We start from the raw sequence: 17,414 nt of genomic DNA on the forward strand, positions 1-17,414 counted from the left end.
TGGGAGCCATGAAATCTATGCGAGACGCGATGAAGGAGGCCCATGCTAGTTTCTGGGCCTCCTTCAAGCGGACGTGGATCATGCGTTTTACCCTGCTCGCCTTCGCCCTGGCCGTCGCTCTTCCGGCCGCCCACGCCAGCGCCGCCGAGGCACCGCTGCCACAACTGCGGGCCTATACCGTGGATGCGTCCTGGCTGCAGCCGATGGCGCCGCTGCAGGTTGCCGACCACACCTGGCAGATCGGCACCGAGGACCTGACCGCGCTGCTGGTGCAGACCGCCGAGGGCGCAGTACTGCTGGATGGCGGCATGCCACAGATGGCCGGTCACCTGCTGGACAACATGAAGCTGCGCGGCGTGGCCCCGCAGGACCTGCGATTGATCCTGCTCAGCCATGCGCATGCCGACCACGCCGGCCCGGTCGCCGAGCTCAAGCGTCGCACCGGCGCGCATGTGGCGGCCAATGCAGAAACGGCGGTGCTGCTGGCGCGCGGCGGCAGCAACGACCTGCACTTTGGCGACGGCATCACCTATCCGCCGGCCAGCGCCGACCGCATCATCATGGACGGCGAAGTGGTCACGGTGGGCGGCATCGCATTCACCGCGCACTTCATGCCGGGGCACACCCCGGGCAGCACCGCCTGGACCTGGACCGACACCCGCGATGGGAAGCCGGTGCGCATCGCCTACGCCGACAGCCTGAGTGCACCGGGTTACCAGCTGAAGGGCAATCCCCGTTATCCGCGCCTGATCGAGGACTACAAGCGCAGCTTCGCAACGGTACGGGCGCTGCCCTGCGATCTGCTGCTCACCCCGCATCCGGGCGCCAGCAACTGGAACTACGCCGTCGGCAGCAAGGCCAGCGCCGAGGCACTGACCTGCAACGCCTACGCGGATGCGGCCGAGAAGAAGTTCGACGCGCAGTTGGCCAGGGAAACGGCCGGGACCCGCTGATTCCGAAGCGTCGAGCTTGCTCGACGGAGCCGCAGAGCAGTCGAGCACGGCTCGACTCTGTAAAGAGCAAGTCGAAAGAGCAAGTCGGCCGCGAGGAAAGGTGCCGGTCAGACCGACCGGCACCACCACTGGCTGTCAGCCACCTTGCCCGTGCTGGGCAAACGGCTCGGTGCTGCCGTCGGTGCGCACCAGCTCGACGGTGTACGGCTGCACGTAGCCGTCCGGCATTTCCATGCCCGGCGAACCGGCCGGCATGCCGGGCAGCACCAGCCCGCGCGCGGCCGGGCGTTCGGCCAGCAGGCGCTTGATGTCCTCGGCCGGGATGTGACCCTCGACCACGTAACCGCCGATCTCGGCGGTATGGCAGGACGCCTTGCCGACCGGCACACCCAGGCGGACCTTGATTGGATTCATGTCATCGGTGTCGCGCACATCGACCTGGAAGCCGGCGGCCTTCAGGTGGTCGACCCAGATGCCACAGCAACCGCAGCTGGCGGTCTTGTGCACGATGGCCACCGGCAAGGCCGGATCGACCTTGGCCGGGCTGGCCTGGATCGGTGTCACCGGTGCCGCGCTGGCGACCGGTGCGGCGGCGGATTCTTCGGCGGCACGTGCACAGGCGGTCGTAGCCAACACAGTGCCCAGCAGCAGGCCGAGGGAGAGAGTACGGTTCATTGAGTGATTCCTTTGCAGAGGCGGGCAACGTAGCCCGCCGCCCGCGCATCGAAGGCGCGGGCAGAGTCGAGAAGAAGTCGAGCAGCTACGGCAGGCGCGTGAGGCCTGCAGGAAATCACGCGATGGGGGGCCGCAACGGGTCCGGCATCGGCGGCGATGCGCGTTGCTGGGAACGGGCGGCTACAGGCGCCTCGCGCCACGGCGAGGCTGGCGTTCCGCTCAACGTGGCCAGCATGCCAAGGCAGGCGGGCGGGCATTCACACTCACCACTCTGGCAGGCCGCCGGGGCCGTATCATCGCAGCAGCCGGCTGCCGCCATCGCGGCCGCGTGCGGTGCAGCGCAGTGATCCTGATTGGCCGATCCGCTGTACGAAGACGCAGCGAGTGCCAGCGCCGGTGCATTCAGCACCAGGGCGACAAGCAACATCCATCGCAGCAGCAGGCCAGGCAGGTTCACACGCCGATGATAGCCGATGCAGGCACCCTCAGTGGGCTGGCAACGACCCTGACAGCTTGACAACCACGCGGCCGACTTGCGCGACGCCCCTTGCTATGGCGAGATGGCAATCGTGCCACCCTGCATTGCCACGCCCCTGCCCCTGTCCCCGACACGGAGTTTCCCTCATGAATGGATTCATGCGAACACTGCTTGTGGTGCTGCTGTTGTCGTGCGCGACCATCACGCACGCCGAAAAACCAAGCGAAGATGAAGCAAGCGAACGCGCTGAAGTCTCTCGGCAGGCACAGCAACTGCTGGAGAAGCAGGATTTCGCCAGACTGGAGCAACTCGCCAGTCGTTTCCGGGATACGGATCGCTACTTCAGCAGTGGTGTCTGGAAGCTTTCGGCGTACTACGTAGGCATCGGCTATGCCTTCAGCATGAGCAACCGTGATCCGGCCTACTGGCAGGGTCGCGAGAAGCTCGTGCAGGCGTGGATCTCGCGCTACCCCAGGTCGCCGTCGGCGCGCCTGGCCATGGCTGAGATGCTCAGCCGCCAAGGCTGGAGCATCCGCGGCCCCGGCTATGCAAATACGGTGAAGGAAGAGGACTGGGCACCGTTCAAGGCGCTGCAGCAGCAGGCCGTTGACTACCTGCTGAAATACAAGGACATCGCCAGCACGGACCCGTACTGGTACGAGTCGATGGAACACCGGGCGATCGAACAGAGTTGGGATGCAGACCGCTTCTTCGCATTGCATGACGAAGGCATCGCGCGCTATCCGGGCTACTTCCCGCTCTACTTTGCTGCCGTGCGCTATTTCGCTCCGAAGTGGGGCGGCGATCCGGCTGGCCTGGAAGCCTATGCACGCAGGGTCATGGCTGCGGCCCCACCGCAGGACCAATACATGCTGTACGCCCGTATCTACTGGGTCGCCTCGCAGCGGGAGTACGAGGACCGTTTGTTCACCGATTCGAAAGTGAACTGGCCGACCATGAAACGCGGCTTCGAAGACGTGCTGTCACGTTATCCCTCGCCATGGAACCTGCAATCATTCGCGTACTTCGCCTGCCAGGCCAATGATCCCGTCAAGGCCCGTGAACTGCTGGCCCAGATCCAGGAACCGATCGTTGGCGCTTGGCGGGATACGGCCAACTATTTCCGTTGCTCCTTTGCTCTGGATGAACCCAACCCACATGCCGAAGGCCCATAGGACTGGATTCATCCACTGCTAGGCGACCGCCGCCATTGCACTCATCCGCACCGGGATCGACTTGGCCGCTGGGGTACCGCTGACCCGATCGTAGTAGTCCAGCGGCAACAACGGGTTCAGTTCGGGGTAGTAGCCGGCCAGCGCGCCGCGCGGCATCGGGTAGTCCAGCACCGTCAGGCCCTCGACGCGCCGCTGCACACCATCGCCGCTGATCGTCTCCAGGCTGACCAGCGCTTCCTTGTCCAGCCCGCGTGCCAGCCGGTCCTCGATGTTCATGAACAGCACCATGCGATCGTTGTACACGCCCCGATAACGGTCGTTGTAGCTGTAGATGGTGCTGTTGTACTGGTCATGCGAGCGCACGGTGGCCAAGCGCAGCATGTCCGGGTCATGTACGGGGTCGTCCACGTCCAGCCCAGGCATCACCAGGATGTTGGCCTTGCCATTCGGCGTGGGCCACACCCGGCGGCGCGGCGGAATGTCCAGATGGAAACCGTGTGGCTGCTGGATGCGCTCGTTGAAGCCGGTGTAGATCTCCGGATACACCGCAGCGATCAGCTCGCGGATGGGTGCGTAGTCGTGCATGCAGCCGGCCCAGTCAACCCTGCTGTCGGGCAGTGTGGCCAGCGCCATGCGGCAGACAATCTCGACCTCGGGCAATACATCGGCGCTGACCGGTTCGAGCACGCCGCGCGAGGCGGTCACATTGGACATCGCGTCTTCGATGGTGACGAACTGCTCGCCGGCCGGCGTGACGATGCGCTCCGAGCGCGCCACCACCGGCAGGATCAGCGCATCGCGGCCATGAACCAGGTGCCCACGGTTGAGCTTGGTGGCGATGCCCACGGTCAGGTCCAGCCCACGCATTGCCTCGTACGCGCGCGGCGTATCGGGCACGGCATGAATGAAGTTGCCACCCAGGCCGATGAACACCCTGGCGCTGCCGTCCAGCATCGCCTCGATGGATTCGACCACATGGTGGCCATGCTCACGCGGCGGGTCGAAGCCGAACACCTGCTGCACGCGGTCGAGATAGGCCGGCTTGGGCTTCTCGTCGATGCCGACGGTGCGGTCGCCCTGCACATTGGAATGGCCCCGGATCGGCCCGATGCCAGCACCGGGCTTGCCGAAGTTGCCACGCAGCAACAGCAGGTTGGCGACCTGCTGCAGCAGGCGCGAGCCGTACTGGTGCTGGGTCAGCCCCATGCCGTAGCAGATCACGGTGGCATTGGAGCGGATGTCGATCTCCGCACAGCGACGGATCTGCGCCTGCGAAATGCCGGACACCTGCACGATCTGGTCCCAGTCCTGCGCCATCACGTCTTCGCGCAGCGCCTCCAGGCCCACCGTGTGTTCGGCGAGGAAGGCATGGTCGAGCACACGCTCACCCTGCGCCTCGCGCTCGAACATCACCTTCATCATGCCCTTGATCAGGGCCAGGTCGCCGCCGATGCGGATGTGCACGAACTCGCTGGTGATCTCGGTCGAACCGAACGTGGCCATCTGCACCATGTCCTGCGGCTCGGCGAAGCGGATCAGCGCGCGCTCGGGCATCGGGTTGACCGCCACGATCGGAATGCCGCGTTTGCGCGCCTCGACCAGGTTGCTCATCATCCGCGGTGAATTGGTGCCGGTGTTCTGGCCGATCACGAAGATCGCCTCGGCGTGCTCGAAATCCTGCAGCACGATGGTGCCCTTGCCCACCCCGATGGCCGGCGGCAGGCCGCGGCTGGTCGGCTCGTGGCACATGTTCGAGCAGTCCGGAAAATTATTGGTGCCGAACTCGCGCACGAAGATCGAATACAGGAACGCCGCTTCGTTGGGCGTGCGTCCGGAGGTATAGAACTCGGCCTGGTGCGGGCTGTCCAGCGCCTGCAGGTGGCGGCCGATCAGTGCGAAGGCATCGTCCCAGCTGCACGGCACGTAGTGATCGGTGGCCGCGTCGTAGCGCATCGGCTCGGTCAACCGGCCCTGCATCTCCAGCCAGTAGTCGGTCTGCGCCATCAGCTCGGTAACGGTATGCCGGGCGAACAGCTCACGACCGGCACGGAACTGGGTGGCTTCCCAGGCCAGTGCCTTCGCGCCGTTCTCGCAGAACTCCAGCTTCTTGCGTTCGTCGGCATCGGGGAACGCGCAGCTGGGGCACTTGAAGCCACCGGGCTGGTTCATCGCCAGCAACGCCTTCGACCCCTTGCCGATCACACTCTGCTGCAGCAACACCTTGGCGGTGGCTCCGGCGGCACCCCAACCACCGGCGGGCTGGTTGTAGGGCTTGTAACGCGGCGGCTTCTGCTCGGACATGTTCGGGAACCTGACGGGAGGAACGCGGCAACAATGGGCACAACGCGGTCCGGCGGCGCTTTCGGACGCACAGCCAGCCCCACAGTCAAACACGGCCTGCACGGCTTCGCCAGTGGGTGCGCGCTGTTTTCAGCGCAGCCTGCCATGACAACGGTTACACCTGCGTCAGCGCATGGCCACTGCGCTATTCTCGATGGCGTGGGTGGTCCACCACCTGCGTATCTCCCTTGTCCGGACGCGCTGCATGCCTGATTCGACCCCACCGCACACCCCGCCTGCCGGCACGGCCCAGCGCCCGTTGCAGCGCTGGCGCAGCGAGGGGCATCAGCCGCAGGTCGACGTGGTGGCCGAGGAAGTGCCGGTGGCGCTGCGTTACAACGGCGCCGCATTCGCGGTGATGATGGCCACGCCCTGCGACCTGGAGGACTTTGCGCTGGGCTTCTCGCTCAGCGAGGGATTGATCGCTACGCCTGCCCAACTGCTGGCCATCGAGGTACGACCGCAACTGGAAGGCATCGAGCTGCAGATGACCGTGACCGAGGATGCACCCGGTGCCGATCTGGACCCCGCCAATGGGCGCCTGCTGCCCGGCCGTGGTGGCTGCGGCCTGTGCGGCACGCGCCAGCTGGAAGAAGTGCTGCGACCGCTGCCGCAGATCCGCGAACGCCGCAGCTATTCCGCCACCGCCCTGCAGCGGGCGGTGGCGACCTTGGCGCAGCACCAGCCGATGAATGCGGCAAGCGGTTCGATCCACGCCGCGGCCTGGGCCGACGCCAGTGGGCGCATCGGTTGGGTACGCGAGGACGTGGGTCGCCACAATGCACTGGACAAGCTGATCGGCGCCCTGCATCACAACGAGCACGCCATCGACGGTGGGTTGCTGGTGATTTCCAGCCGCGCCAGCTACGAAATGGTGAGCAAGGCAGCGCGTGCGGGAGCCAGCGTGCTGGCGGCGGTTTCGGCGCCGACCGCGCTGGCGATCGACCTGGCCCGCAGCGCCGGCCTGTGCCTGGTCGGGTTCGCACGGGAGAGCGGATTCAATGTGTATACCCATCCCGAGCGGCTGCAGGCAGACGACATTTAGCATCGACTGGGTAGTCCTCGACTGGGTAGAGTCGACTGTCAGTCGACTGCTCTTCGTTCAGCCCCCCGAAAACCCCGCGCTGCGCGCGATAGTCGACTGACAGTCGACTCTACCCCGTCGGCTCAATTCAGACCGGCCCGGGCGACCACTGCCACCCGGGCCGGGCCAGGTTTCAGCGCAGCGCGACCTTCGGGAAGTCCACCGGCACGTCGAACGCTGCGTTGTAGAGTCGACTGTCAATCGACTGCTCTTCGTTCAGCCTCCCCGAAAACCCCGCGCTGCGCGCGATAGTCGACTGACAGTCGACTCTACCCGGTCGGCTCCATTCAGACCGGCCCGGGCGACCGCTGCCACCCGGGCCAGGCCAGGTCTCAGCGCAGCGCGACCTTCGGGAAGTCCACCGGGACGTCGAATGCTACGTTGACGTAGTTGGTGAACAGGTTGAGCGCGACGTGGGCGAGGATCTCAACGATCTGCTCATCATCGAAGCCAGCCGCACGCAACGCCTGCACATCGCCATCGGCAATCTGCGCTCGTTGCTCGACCACCTTCAGCGCGAAGTCCAGTGCAGCGGCGGTAGCCGGGTCGTTGGACTGGCCGATCTGCGCAGCGGCCATCTGCTCGCCGCTGGCGCCGGCCTTGCGGCCCAGCGCGGTGTGCGCGGCCAGGCAGTACTCGCAGGCATTGCGGTTGGCAATGGCCACGGCGATCTGCTCGCCCAGCAGCGGCGACAGGCGACCGCCGCCCAGCGCGCCGAACGCACCCCACATGCTCTGCAGCGCGGCCGGCGAATTGGCCACGGCACGGAACATGGCCGGGGTGGCGCCGAAGGCGGCGTGGACCTGGCCCAGCAGGGCCTGACGGTCGGTGGTGGCGTTGGCGGCATCGATCAGGGGGACACGGGACATGGTGGATCTCCTTGGGAAAGCGCCCGGGATTGGACGACCCGCTCATCCTAGGTAGACTTCCTGGACGAATCAGGCGCAATAAACCACACATGTTGTCCATTCATCCATGAACGTGTCCGCCGACACTTCCTCACCCGACCGCCTCTCCTCCCTGCTGGAACGCTTCCGGGTGCAGGCCGCGCTGTTCCACAGTGGTCCGCTGTGCGGGCGCCACGTCTTCGAGCCGCAACCCGGTCGTGCCTTCCTGCACATCCTGCGCCAGGGTGAAATGGAGGTCCGTCATCCCGGGGGCGATATCGCGCTGCCCCGGTTGAAGATCGACACACCCAGCCTGCTGCTGTATCCGCAGCCGCTGCACCATGTGTTCTTCAACGCACCGCTGGATGGCCCGGATTTCACCTGCGCCACGCTGGACTTCGATGGCGGCGCGCGCAATCCGATCGTGCAGTCGCTGCCACCGGTGATGGTGGTGCCGCTGGCGGCGATCGGCGAACTGGATGACACCCTGCACCTGCTGTTCGCCGAGGCCGATCGCCAGCGCTGCGGCTCCCGGCTGCTGACCAACCGCCTGTTCGAGGTGGCGCTGATCCAGATCCTGCGCTGGGTGGTGGACCACCCGGATGCGGCGGGCGTCAGCCATGGGCTGATGCGCGGGCTGTCCGATGCGCGGCTGGCCCGTACGCTGGTGGCGATGCACCAGGCGCCGCAGGTCGAATGGACGCTGCCGCGCATGGCTGCGACTGCCGGAATGTCGCGCAGCGCGTTCGCGGCCGTGTTCAAGGAGGTGATGCAGGCGACGCCGGCCGCTTATCTGCTGGACTGGCGGCTGAGCCTGGCCTGCGCGCAGCTGCGGGCAGGCGTGGCGGTCAAGCAAGTGGCGATCGAGCTGGGGTTTGCCGATACCGCCTCCCTGTCGAAGGCGTTCCGCAAGCGGCTGGGAGTATCGCCGAGGGCGTGGCTGGCCGCGGGCGCCACGCAGGCTGGGCAGACGCGCGAGGGGTAGAGTCGACTGTCGCGCGAAGCGCGGGATTTTCGTTGTCTGATTGAAGAGCAGTCGACTGACAGTCGACTCTACCGAAGCGCATTTTCGTGGCCTGACCGAAGGGCAGCCGACCAGCGGTCGGCTCTACCACGGGCCATGTCTGCGCGCCGGTTGGCCGCTCAACTGGACGTTCCGTCATTCTCGCTGTCGAAGGCGTTCCGCAAGCGGCTGGGGGCCAGGCTGGGCAGACGCGCGAGGGGTAGAGTCGACTGTCAGTCGACTATCGCGCGAAGCGCGGGTTTTCGCTGTCTGATTGAAGAGCAGTCGACTGACAGTCGACTCTACCGAAGCGCATTTTCGTGGCCTGACCGAAGGGCAGCCGACCAGCGGTCGGCTCTACCACGGGCGATGTCTGCGCGCCGGCTGGCCGCTCAACTGGACGTTCCGTCAGACTTCGCCAACAACCCGGCGATGCGCTCGGCAACACGGGCGCGCACGCCTTCGTCCAGCTGGCCTTCGTACATTGCCTCGTAGATCCACAGGCCATCGGCGGCCAGGCGCGCCACGAAATTGTCGAGCGTCGTCGGATCGACATTCCCAGCCTCCGGCGCGGATGGTGCCCAGCGCCGTACCGCCGGTCCCCACGGACGCTCGCCCGCCTCCGGGTCGGCCGATTCCAGCATGAACATCAGTTCGGCACGGGTGGCACTCTGCGCCGAGACACGCACGAAGGTCTGGTAACGCTCCAGTGCCGTCGCTTCATCCGCGCGCTTGCCCAGCAGCGTTTCCATCGACGTTTCCCAGGCCTGCACCAGGTGCTCGTCGATGCCGCGCAGCAGTGCCTCGCGCGACGGGAAGTGGTACAGCAGGCCGCCGCGGGTCAGCTTGGCCTCGGCCGCCACCGACTCGAAGGTCACCGCTCGCACGCCATCACGATTGATCACGTTGACGGCGGCGTCGAGGATGCGGTCGCGCTTGCTGGTTCTCATCGCTTCATTTTACGCGATCGGCCGCACCCTCGCGGCTGCCAACGCGGCCGCGCAGCAGGCGCGCCAGGATCGTCGCGCCCAGCGCCAACACCGCCGTGATCACCAGCAGCACGATCTGGTAGCCACGGTCATACGCCGCCGCAGTCAATGCGAACCACTCGCCCTGCCCGCTCTCGCGCGCGGCATGCAGCGCCTGGGTGAAACCCTCGCGGGCAAGCGCGGGCATGTCTGCCGAGACCGGCAGGAACGCGCTGTACATCGCTGCGCTCAGGCTGCCCAGCATCGCCACCGCCAGCAGGCCACCGAACTCATAGGACACTTCTTCCACCGACGAGGCCATGCCTGCGCGGTGTGCCGGCACATTGTTGAGGATGGCGGTGGATGCCACCGAGATGGCCGAACCCATGCCGAAGCCGGTGATGGCCATGCCAGCCACCACCCAACCAAGGCCGTGCGGGAAGCCGAACGCCACCACGCCGACGCCCAGCGCACCTGCGGCCAGGCCGCCACAGATCAGCGGGCGCAGGCCCACCCTGTGCAGGATGCTGCCGCCCAGCAGCGCGCTGGGCAGGCTGCCCAGCGCCGCCACCGAGACCAGCAGGCCCGCCTGCAGCGGCGTGAAGCCTGCCACCAGCTGGAAGCGCTGGGTGGTGACCAGCTGCAGGCCGGCCATCGCGAACAGGGTGAACACCGCCGACAGCGTGCCGGCCAGGAACGCAGGGTTGCGGAAGATCGCGAAGTCCAGCAGCGGGTACGGCAGCTGCTGCTGGCGGCGCGCGAACGCCGCACCGCTGATGACGGCCAACAGCAGTGCGCCTGCGCCCAGCGCATACGACGGCGGCGTTGCGATCAGCGACTTGATCGCCAGCACCAGGCCGGACAGTGCAGCCAATGCCAGAACTGAGGACACCAGGTCCCACGGCCGCGAGGTGTCGCGCTGGCCTTCCGGCGCCAGCAGCAGCGTGGCCACGAATGCGACCACCACCACCGGCACGTTGATCAGGAACACCGAGCCCCACCAGAAGTGCTGCAGCAGCCAGCCGCCAATGATCGGGCCGAGCGCCGCACCGACGATGGCCACCGAACCCCAGATCGCGATGGCGATGTTGCGTTCGCGCTCTTCGTGGAAGCTCAGGCCGATCAGCGCCAGCGTGGCCGGCATCATCGCGGCCGCGCCGATCGCCAGGAACGCGCGTGCGGCAATCAGCTGCGCTGCGGTGTCGGCGAACGCCGCTGCCAGCGAGGCGACGCCGAACACCACCAGGCCGATCAGGAACATGCGGCGATGGCCGATGCGGTCGCCCAGCGTGCCCGCACCCAGCAGCAGGCCGGCCATCACCAGCGGATAGGCGTTGATGATCCACAGCGCCTGGCCGGCACTGGCCGAGAGTTCCTCGGTCAGCGTCGGCAGCGCGGTGTAGAGCACGGAGTTGTCGAGCGTGACCAGCAGCAGGCCGGCGGCGACGGTGAACAACAGTGCCCAGCGACGGGCACGCGACAGGGCCGGAGCACCGGCCAAGGGCTGGGACAAAGCCATGGGAGAACCTGATGGGGGTGGAGTACGATGATAACTATACAGGATGTCCTGTATAGTTATGACCTTGAGAGCCAGCCGATTCAGCTTTTGTAGAGGCGAGCCTGCTCGTCGGAACCGCCAGCCAGGCGTGGCCTGGCTCTACTGGTAGACGCTCACCGGCAGTCTTCCGGCAGCGCGGCGATGGCCGATACCACCGTCGCCTGCATCCCCTGCCCTACGGCGGCGTCCAGCTCGCCACCAATGTCACCATGCTGGCGCCGCAGTTCGTCCTCGCACAGCCCGCGCACGCGCGCACGGGCATTCGCGCGCAGGCTGCTGCACCGCCAGTCGGTGCCACCCAGCGGCAGCACCGAATACACCACGCTGTTGCAGGCATTGCCGGCACGCTGCTGCAGTGGCAGTCCACCGAAATCCCGCGGCACGCTGCTGCGCTGCGGGTCGAAGTAGCTGTCCGGGAACGTGCGCGCGTACTGTTCGATGTCCACCGCCATGCTGCGCCCACCGGCCTGCGGCATCTGCAGCGGCTGGCCGCACTGCGTCGCGTCGGCGCGGTGCTGGATGTACTGGTAGATCGGCCGGTCCAGCGATGGATCCTGCTGGGTCACCGCACTCACCGCCGCCAGCACCGGCAGCGACGCACGATTGGCCATGCGCGCCAGCAGGCCCGCCTGCGCGGGCTGGCAGCGGTCGCGCAATGTTGCCGCGAGCAGGAACAATACGTCGTTGCGGAACGCGTGATCGTCACCCAGGCGCTGTTCGATGCGCTGGCTGGCATCGGACGCCGGTGCTGGAAACGCAACCGCCGGCGGCGCGGTGGGTGCGCGCTGCCGCTGCCACCACACCAGCAGCACCACCCCGCCCAGCAGCACCCCGGCAGCCATGATCCATCGCCTGCGCATCAGTTGCGGATTACCGTCAGCGTGGCTGCCGCGGCATCGTAGGACGCGCTGGCGATGTCCGCGTCGAAGCGCTTCACCTGCAGGCGGCCGACAAGGCGGTACGGATCCCACAGATCGCCCAGTGCGATCGGTGTCGCCAGGGTCACATGGATGATCTGGTTGGGCGGCGGTGGTGGCACATGGATGCAGGCGCCGTAGAACGGCACGAACAGCAGTTCATCCACCAATCCTGCATCGTTGGTACCGAGCGGTACCACGTAGCCATCCAGATCCACCGCGCGACCATCAACAGCATCGACCACGCGCGAAGAGCCGAACTGCTTGGCGCGATCCGGGCTGGAATGGTCGATTTCCTGCCCCGGTGGCGTGCCGGAGCCGGTGTCGTCAATCAGGCCACCCACACCCTCCATCCCATTGCGTGACAGGCCGATCTGCGGCGGCGGTCGCTGGTAGGTCACTTCGTCGGGCCGCAACGCGTCCCAACGGGCGATGGGGGCTTCGCCCGTGGCGGAGGGCGCCGGTTTGTCCTCCGGCGTGACCCCCACCGCATGGCCGCCAGGCGCCGTGCAGCCCGCCAACCACAGGCATCCCAACGCCAGCAACAGGTGACTACGGTTCATACGGCCTCAGCTGCGCGTCACGCATGGTGTAGGCCGAACCGGCCAGATCGTCGTCCAAGCGTTCGGCATGCAAGGTGCCGGCCAGGAAGAACGGCGAATACATGTCAGGCATGTCGATCGGGCGCGGCAGCACCACGTGCACGATCTGGTTCGGCCGCGGTGGTGGCACATGGATGCAGGCGCCGTAGTACGGCACGAACAGGAATTCGGTCAGCCGCCCGTCCTGCGCGTTGGCCAGTGGTACCACGTAGCCCGGCAGGCGCACCGGCCGCTGCAGCACCGTGTCCACGGTGCGGAAGGTGCCGAACTGCGGCATGCGCCGGTTGCCGTTGTGTTCGACTTCCGGGCCCTCGCCGCGTTCCAGCGCGGCCAGCTCGTCCTTGGGCATCATCTGCAGCCAGTCCAGCTCCTGCTCTGCCGCATCCGCAGCGTCAGCGCGGTCGACAACCGGCGCGGGTGGCAGGGCCTGCACACCGGTATCCACCGGCCGCTCGCAGGCAACCAGGGCCAGTACCATCGGCAGCGACAGCATCCAGCGCATGCTCAGCCTCCCGGTGAAAGGCCATCGGCCAAGGTGCGCCGGTAAGCGAGCAACGCCGGGACCAGCCCAGCCACCGCACTGATCGCCAGCACGCCTGCCACCCAGGCCAGCTCGCGGCCGTCCGGCCAGACATGGGTGATCGACAGACCGAAGGTGGCCAGGGCCCAGCCGCGCCCGGCAACGCTGGCGGCCACCAGAAGCACCAGCGCCAGCACGCAGGCCGCCGCGCTGGTCGCCACCGCCTCCACCACCAGCAGGCCGGCGATGTAACCCGGCCGTGCCCCGGTGGCACGCAGGATCGCCATCTCGCGCCGCCGCTCCTGCAGGGTCGAGACCAGCAGCGCCACCAGCGAGACCATGCCGAGTGCCACCACCATCGCGCTGATCAGCTGCAGTGCGCGCTCGGCGGTGCCCAGCGACTGCCACAGCTGCTGCAGGGTCACGCCGGGCAGGATCGCCAGCATCGCCTCATCCGGATACTCGTTGATCCTGCGCTGTACCGAGAACGTGGCGATGCGCGAGTTGAGGCCGAGCATGAAGGCGGTGATGCTGGTCGGTGTCAGGTCCAGGTGGCGCGCCTGCTCGGCGCTGACGCGCTGGCTGCGCAGCTGCACGCCCGATCGCCAGTCAACATGGATCGCCTCGATGGCCGGCAGCGAGACCAGCAGCGACGAATCCACCGGCGTGCCGGTGCGCTGCAGGATGCCGGCAATACGGAACGGCTTGTCGGCATGCGTGGCCAGGGTGACCGCGCCGGTGCCGTGTGCCAGCACGATCTCATCGCCGAGGCCGACCTTCTGCGCGCGTGCCACTTCTGCGCCGATCACCGCGTCATACAGATCATCGAAGGGCCGCCCCTGTGCAAAGGCCAGCTCGTGACCGGAACCATAGCGATAGTGTTCAAAGTAGCCGCCAGTGGTACCCACTACACGGTAGCCGCGCCAGGAATCGCCCAGCGACAGTGGCACCGACCACTTCACCTGCGGCAAGGCGGACAGCTCCTGGTAGGACTGCCAGGACACGTTGTTGGTCGGGTCGCCGATATGGAACACCGAGTACAGCAGCAGGTTCACCGGTCCCGAGCGCGCACCGACGATCAGGTCGGTGCCCGATACGGTGCTGGCGAACCCCTCGTGCGCCTGCGTGCGCACACGCTCGACGCCCAGCAGCAGCACCACGCTGAGGGTGATGACCAGCACGGTCAGGCCGACACTCAACGCGCGGCTGCGCAGGCTGGCCCAGGCTAGCTCAAGCATGGCCGGCACCTGCCTGGTTGATCTCGGACAGTGAAATGGCGCGGTCGAACAACGGCTGCAGGCTGTCGTCATGGCTGACCACCAGCACCGTGGCGCCGGCCGCCTGGCACTGCGCGGACATCAACTGCAGGAACGCGGTTGCCGCTTCACGGTCAAGCGCCGAGGTGGGCTCATCGGCCAGCAGCAATGCCGGACGACCGATCAGGGCGCGTGCTGCCGCCACGCGTTGTTGCTGGCCAACACTGAGCGTACCCGCCGGCCGCTGCATAAGCTCAGGGTTGAGCTGCAGGGCCTGCAGCAGGCGGGCGATCTCGGCATCCAGCGGGCCGCTGATGCGCGCGCTGCGCAGGCGCGAGAAGCGCAGGCCCAGCGCGATGTTGTCGCGCACGCTGAGAAACGGCAGCAGGTTGAACTGCTGGAAGATCACGCCCAGGTGGTCGGCGCGGAAGCGGTCCCGCGCGGCACCGCGCATCGCCTGCAGCGCGTGCCCGGCCACCTCGACACGGCCCTTGCCGGGCAGCAGCACGCCCGCCAGCAGGCCCAGCAGGGTACTTTTGCCGCCACCGCTGATTCCGCGCAGCAACACGCTGCTGCCCTGCTCGACCCATAACCGCGGGATGTCCAGCACCTGCTGCATGCCGTAGCCGAACTGCACGTCTTCCAGCGAGATCACCGGTGCCGCGCTCACGGTGCCAGCACCACGCGCAGGTTGTCGGGCGTCAGCACGCTGCGGTTCTGGCCATTGGCGGTTGCGCTGTTGACTATGACTTCGTGCAGGCCGGGGAAAAGTACGGGCAGGCGCACGACGATGGCGCGCAGCGCGGCAGGTTTCGCACAGTGGTACTGCAGCGTTGCGCTGAAACCTGCGTGCCGGTGCTGTCCCGGCGGCGGCGCGGCGGCCGTCGCGTCGAAGCCCTCTGCATCGGCTTTACCGGTGGCCAGACGGCAGCCCGCAGCGGTGGGCAAGGTGACCCAGCTGCCGCCCTTCAGCACTGTCGTAGCCCGTGCCAGCGCGGCCTGCTCGGCTGCATTGGCCGGCGGTCGCTCGTAATCGAGGATGCCGATGCCGGGGGCCTGCAGGGCGAATTCCAGCGTCTGCTGGTCAAGCGCAACTTCGACGGTGGCCTGGCCGTGCACGTGCGGTGCGTGCTGGCGGATGTCATGGGCCTGCGCGGCGCTGGCAGCCAGCAGCAGGAAAAGAGCAGCAGAACGCTTCATGGGGAGACTCCAATTGTTACTATGTAACATTATGGACCACATCCCCACGACGCCCGCAAGGGCCCTGGCCCAGCCGCCAACTTCGGCACGCTGGCACCCCCGCTTCGATCTTGCCGGTGCCTGGCTGTCCCTGGCCTGCGCCGCCCATTGCATCGCCCTGCCCCTGCTGCTGGCCTTCGTGCCGGCCGCGATGATGGCGCTGCGCTCGTTCCAGCATCCCGGCCATGGCGCGATGACATTGCTGTTGATGATGTCGCACTGGGAATGGCTGTTCGCGCTGCTGGCCTCGTCGCTGGCCTTGGCGAGTACCTCGGCCGGGGTGCACCGGCACGGGCGCTGGCCGCCCCTGCGGCTGGCCTGCATCGGCGCCATCCTGCTGCTGTCGGCCTCGCTGTATCTGCCGCTGAAGGAATCGCTGCTCTGGCATGGCGTGGCGACAGCCACTGGTGGCGTGCTGCTGGCATGCGCGCACATCGGCAACCGGCGGGCGCTGCGCACCCGCTGACACCGGCCGCGGGTCGGCAGCCCCGGTGACCCGGCAGCCGGCCAGCGGCCGGCTCTACCCATCCATGCATGGGCCACGCATCAGGTGATACGCATTTGGTAGTGCCGGCCGCTGGCCGGCAGCCCCAAGGACCCGGCAGCCGGCCAGCGGCCGGCTCTACCCATCCATGCATGGGCCACGCAACAGGTGATACACAGTTGGTAGTAACGGCCGCTGGCCGGCAGCTGCTGTGATCCGGCAGGAGGGGAAAAGCCGGCCAGCGGCCGGCTCTACCGATCTCTATTCGTCAAACGGACGCTGGCCGAGCGTCTGCGTCACGTGGTCGACGAAACAGGTGATGCGGGCGGCCAGCGCGGTGTTGCGGTAGTACACCGCGTTGATCGGCTGCCGCACTTCCTGCGTCTGCCTGGCGAACAGCTGCACCAGGCGGCCATCACGCCGGTCCTGGCGGGTGAGGAAATCAGACAGGCAGGCGATGCCCAGCCCGGCCACCGCCATCTGCCGCAGTGTCTCGCCACTGGATGAAGCGATGGCCGGCTCGATCACGAAAGGCCCGCCATCGGCATCCTGCAGCGGCCATTCGTTCAACGAACTGGGCTGGGTGAAGCCCAGCAGGTCGTGCTCACGCAGCTGCTCCACGCGCGTGGGCGTTCCCTGGCGGCGCAGGTATTCGGGGCTGGCCACCACCCGGATGCGGCTGTGGCCGATCGGCCGCGCATGCAGGGTCGAGTCGCGCAGCACGCCAATGCGGAACGCCACGTCGGTGCGCTTCTCGATCAGGTCGGTGATGCCTTCATTGGAATTCAGCTCCAGCTCCACCTGCGGGTAGCGCTCACGGAACCCCTCAAGCAGCGGCACGATCACGTGCAGCATGAACGGCGTGGCGGCGTCCACGCGCAGGCGCCCGACCGGCTGCAGCCGCCGCGCGGCCATCTGTTCCTCGGCCTCGTCCACCGTGGCCAGGATCGTACGCGCGTACTCCAGGAACGCCGCGCCTTCCTCGGTCAGTTCCAGCCGCCGCGTGGTCCGTCGCAGCAGCGTGGTCTGCAGCTTGTCCTCCAGCCGCGCCAGGGTGCGGCTGGTGGCGGAGATGGTCAGTTCCAGCGCCTCGGCCGCCGCCGTGATCGAACCACTGTCGACCACGGCCACGAAGGCTTTCAGCTCATCCAGGGTGGTTTTCATTTTTTACCTCGGCGCAAAAGCGTTTCCCGTATACACGGCTTAATCAACAAATGTAAAGCGCCCACACTTCGCCCTGTCCCGAGCCCACCGGCTCTCAACGAAGTCCCTGGA

General features: G+C 67.0%; 17 protein-coding genes. 5 read left to right on the forward strand and 12 right to left on the reverse strand.

What is annotated here, in order from left to right; translation table 11 throughout:
• The first annotated feature begins 80 nt into the window (after positions 1-80).
• Entirely contained in the window at positions 81-953 is an 873-nt protein-coding gene (blaL1, locus tag CKW06_RS13220; protein ID WP_024956543.1) for a L1 family subclass B3 metallo-beta-lactamase, read from the forward strand.
• 135 nt (positions 954-1,088) lie between these two features.
• Here the strand turns inward: blaL1 and CKW06_RS13225 are convergent, their stop codons facing one another.
• Positions 1,089-1,628 carry a DUF411 domain-containing protein gene (locus CKW06_RS13225; protein ID WP_005413586.1) on the reverse strand — a complete coding sequence of 180 codons (540 nt, stop codon included), beginning with the start codon at positions 1,626-1,628 and terminating at the stop codon, positions 1,089-1,091.
• Positions 1,629-2,264: 636 nt separating this feature from the next.
• Here CKW06_RS13225 and CKW06_RS13235 point away from each other — a divergent pair.
• On the forward strand, positions 2,265-3,281 hold the full coding sequence (locus CKW06_RS13235; protein WP_231910769.1) for a DUF4034 domain-containing protein: 1,017 nt from the start codon (positions 2,265-2,267) through the stop codon (positions 3,279-3,281).
• Between the two features lie 18 nt (positions 3,282-3,299).
• Here the strand turns inward: CKW06_RS13235 and CKW06_RS13240 are convergent, their stop codons facing one another.
• Entirely contained in the window at positions 3,300-5,582 is a 2,283-nt protein-coding gene (locus tag CKW06_RS13240) for an FdhF/YdeP family oxidoreductase (protein ID WP_024956541.1), read from the reverse strand.
• A 244-nt stretch (positions 5,583-5,826) separates the two neighbouring features.
• Here CKW06_RS13240 and fdhD point away from each other — a divergent pair, with 244 nt between their 5' ends.
• Positions 5,827-6,666 (forward strand): formate dehydrogenase accessory sulfurtransferase FdhD, encoded by an 840-nt coding sequence (fdhD, locus tag CKW06_RS13245; RefSeq protein WP_024956540.1) that lies wholly within the window; start codon positions 5,827-5,829, stop codon positions 6,664-6,666.
• A 371-nt stretch (positions 6,667-7,037) separates the two neighbouring features.
• On the opposite strand, the gene CKW06_RS13250 is transcribed toward fdhD, so the two are convergent.
• Positions 7,038-7,574 (reverse strand): carboxymuconolactone decarboxylase family protein, encoded by a 537-nt coding sequence (locus tag CKW06_RS13250; protein ID WP_024956539.1) that lies wholly within the window; start codon positions 7,572-7,574, stop codon positions 7,038-7,040.
• A 106-nt stretch (positions 7,575-7,680) separates the two neighbouring features.
• Here CKW06_RS13250 and CKW06_RS13255 point away from each other — a divergent pair, with 106 nt between their 5' ends.
• Complete coding sequence (locus tag CKW06_RS13255; RefSeq protein WP_024956538.1) at positions 7,681-8,577, forward strand: AraC family transcriptional regulator; 897 nt, start codon at positions 7,681-7,683, stop codon at positions 8,575-8,577.
• Between the two features lie 410 nt (positions 8,578-8,987).
• On the opposite strand, the gene CKW06_RS13260 is transcribed toward CKW06_RS13255, so the two are convergent.
• The 8 genes from CKW06_RS13260 to CKW06_RS13295 form a co-directional block, all read right to left on the reverse strand.
• Positions 8,988-9,545, reverse strand: coding sequence for a TetR/AcrR family transcriptional regulator (locus CKW06_RS13260; protein ID WP_024956537.1), 558 nt, complete (start codon positions 9,543-9,545; stop codon positions 8,988-8,990).
• A gap of 4 nt (positions 9,546-9,549) precedes the next feature.
• Positions 9,550-11,082 carry an MFS transporter gene (locus CKW06_RS13265; RefSeq protein ID WP_024956536.1) on the reverse strand — a complete coding sequence of 511 codons (1,533 nt, stop codon included), beginning with the start codon at positions 11,080-11,082 and terminating at the stop codon, positions 9,550-9,552.
• Between the two features lie 152 nt (positions 11,083-11,234).
• On the reverse strand, positions 11,235-11,981 hold the full coding sequence (locus CKW06_RS13270; protein ID WP_024956535.1) for a hypothetical protein: 747 nt from the start codon (positions 11,979-11,981) through the stop codon (positions 11,235-11,237).
• Positions 11,981-12,601 (reverse strand): DUF3299 domain-containing protein, encoded by a 621-nt coding sequence (locus CKW06_RS13275; protein ID WP_024956534.1) that lies wholly within the window; start codon positions 12,599-12,601, stop codon positions 11,981-11,983. The genes CKW06_RS13270 and CKW06_RS13275 overlap by 1 nt, the downstream gene beginning before the upstream one ends.
• Positions 12,591-13,142 (reverse strand): DUF3299 domain-containing protein, encoded by a 552-nt coding sequence (locus CKW06_RS13280; RefSeq protein ID WP_024956533.1) that lies wholly within the window; start codon positions 13,140-13,142, stop codon positions 12,591-12,593. The genes CKW06_RS13275 and CKW06_RS13280 overlap by 11 nt, the downstream gene beginning before the upstream one ends.
• 2 nt (positions 13,143-13,144) lie before the next feature.
• The gene (locus tag CKW06_RS13285) at positions 13,145-14,398 is read right to left on the reverse strand and encodes an ABC transporter permease (RefSeq protein WP_032963265.1); all 1,254 of its coding nucleotides are present in this window, start codon (positions 14,396-14,398) and stop codon (positions 13,145-13,147) included.
• Complete coding sequence (locus CKW06_RS13290; protein WP_024956531.1) at positions 14,391-15,086, reverse strand: ATP-binding cassette domain-containing protein; 696 nt, start codon at positions 15,084-15,086, stop codon at positions 14,391-14,393. Before CKW06_RS13290 ends, CKW06_RS13285 begins: the two co-directional genes overlap by 8 nt.
• Positions 15,083-15,616: a ZrgA family zinc uptake protein gene (locus tag CKW06_RS13295; RefSeq protein ID WP_024956530.1), complete on the reverse strand. Its 534-nt coding sequence runs from the start codon at positions 15,614-15,616 to the stop codon at positions 15,083-15,085. The genes CKW06_RS13290 and CKW06_RS13295 overlap by 4 nt, the downstream gene beginning before the upstream one ends.
• Before the next feature lie 31 nt (positions 15,617-15,647).
• On the opposite strand from CKW06_RS13295, the gene CKW06_RS13300 reads away from it, so the two are divergent.
• Positions 15,648-16,121 (forward strand): MerC domain-containing protein, encoded by a 474-nt coding sequence (locus CKW06_RS13300; protein WP_024956529.1) that lies wholly within the window; start codon positions 15,648-15,650, stop codon positions 16,119-16,121.
• 279 nt (positions 16,122-16,400) lie between these two features.
• On the opposite strand, the gene CKW06_RS13305 is transcribed toward CKW06_RS13300, so the two are convergent.
• On the reverse strand, positions 16,401-17,303 hold the full coding sequence (locus CKW06_RS13305) for a LysR family transcriptional regulator (protein WP_005413602.1): 903 nt from the start codon (positions 17,301-17,303) through the stop codon (positions 16,401-16,403).
• Positions 17,304-17,414: the final 111 nt, after the last annotated feature.

Origin of the sequence: Stenotrophomonas maltophilia, from assembly GCF_900186865.1 — a bacterium.
In the GTDB taxonomy this organism is placed as follows: Bacteria; Pseudomonadota; Gammaproteobacteria; order Xanthomonadales; family Xanthomonadaceae; genus Stenotrophomonas; species Stenotrophomonas maltophilia.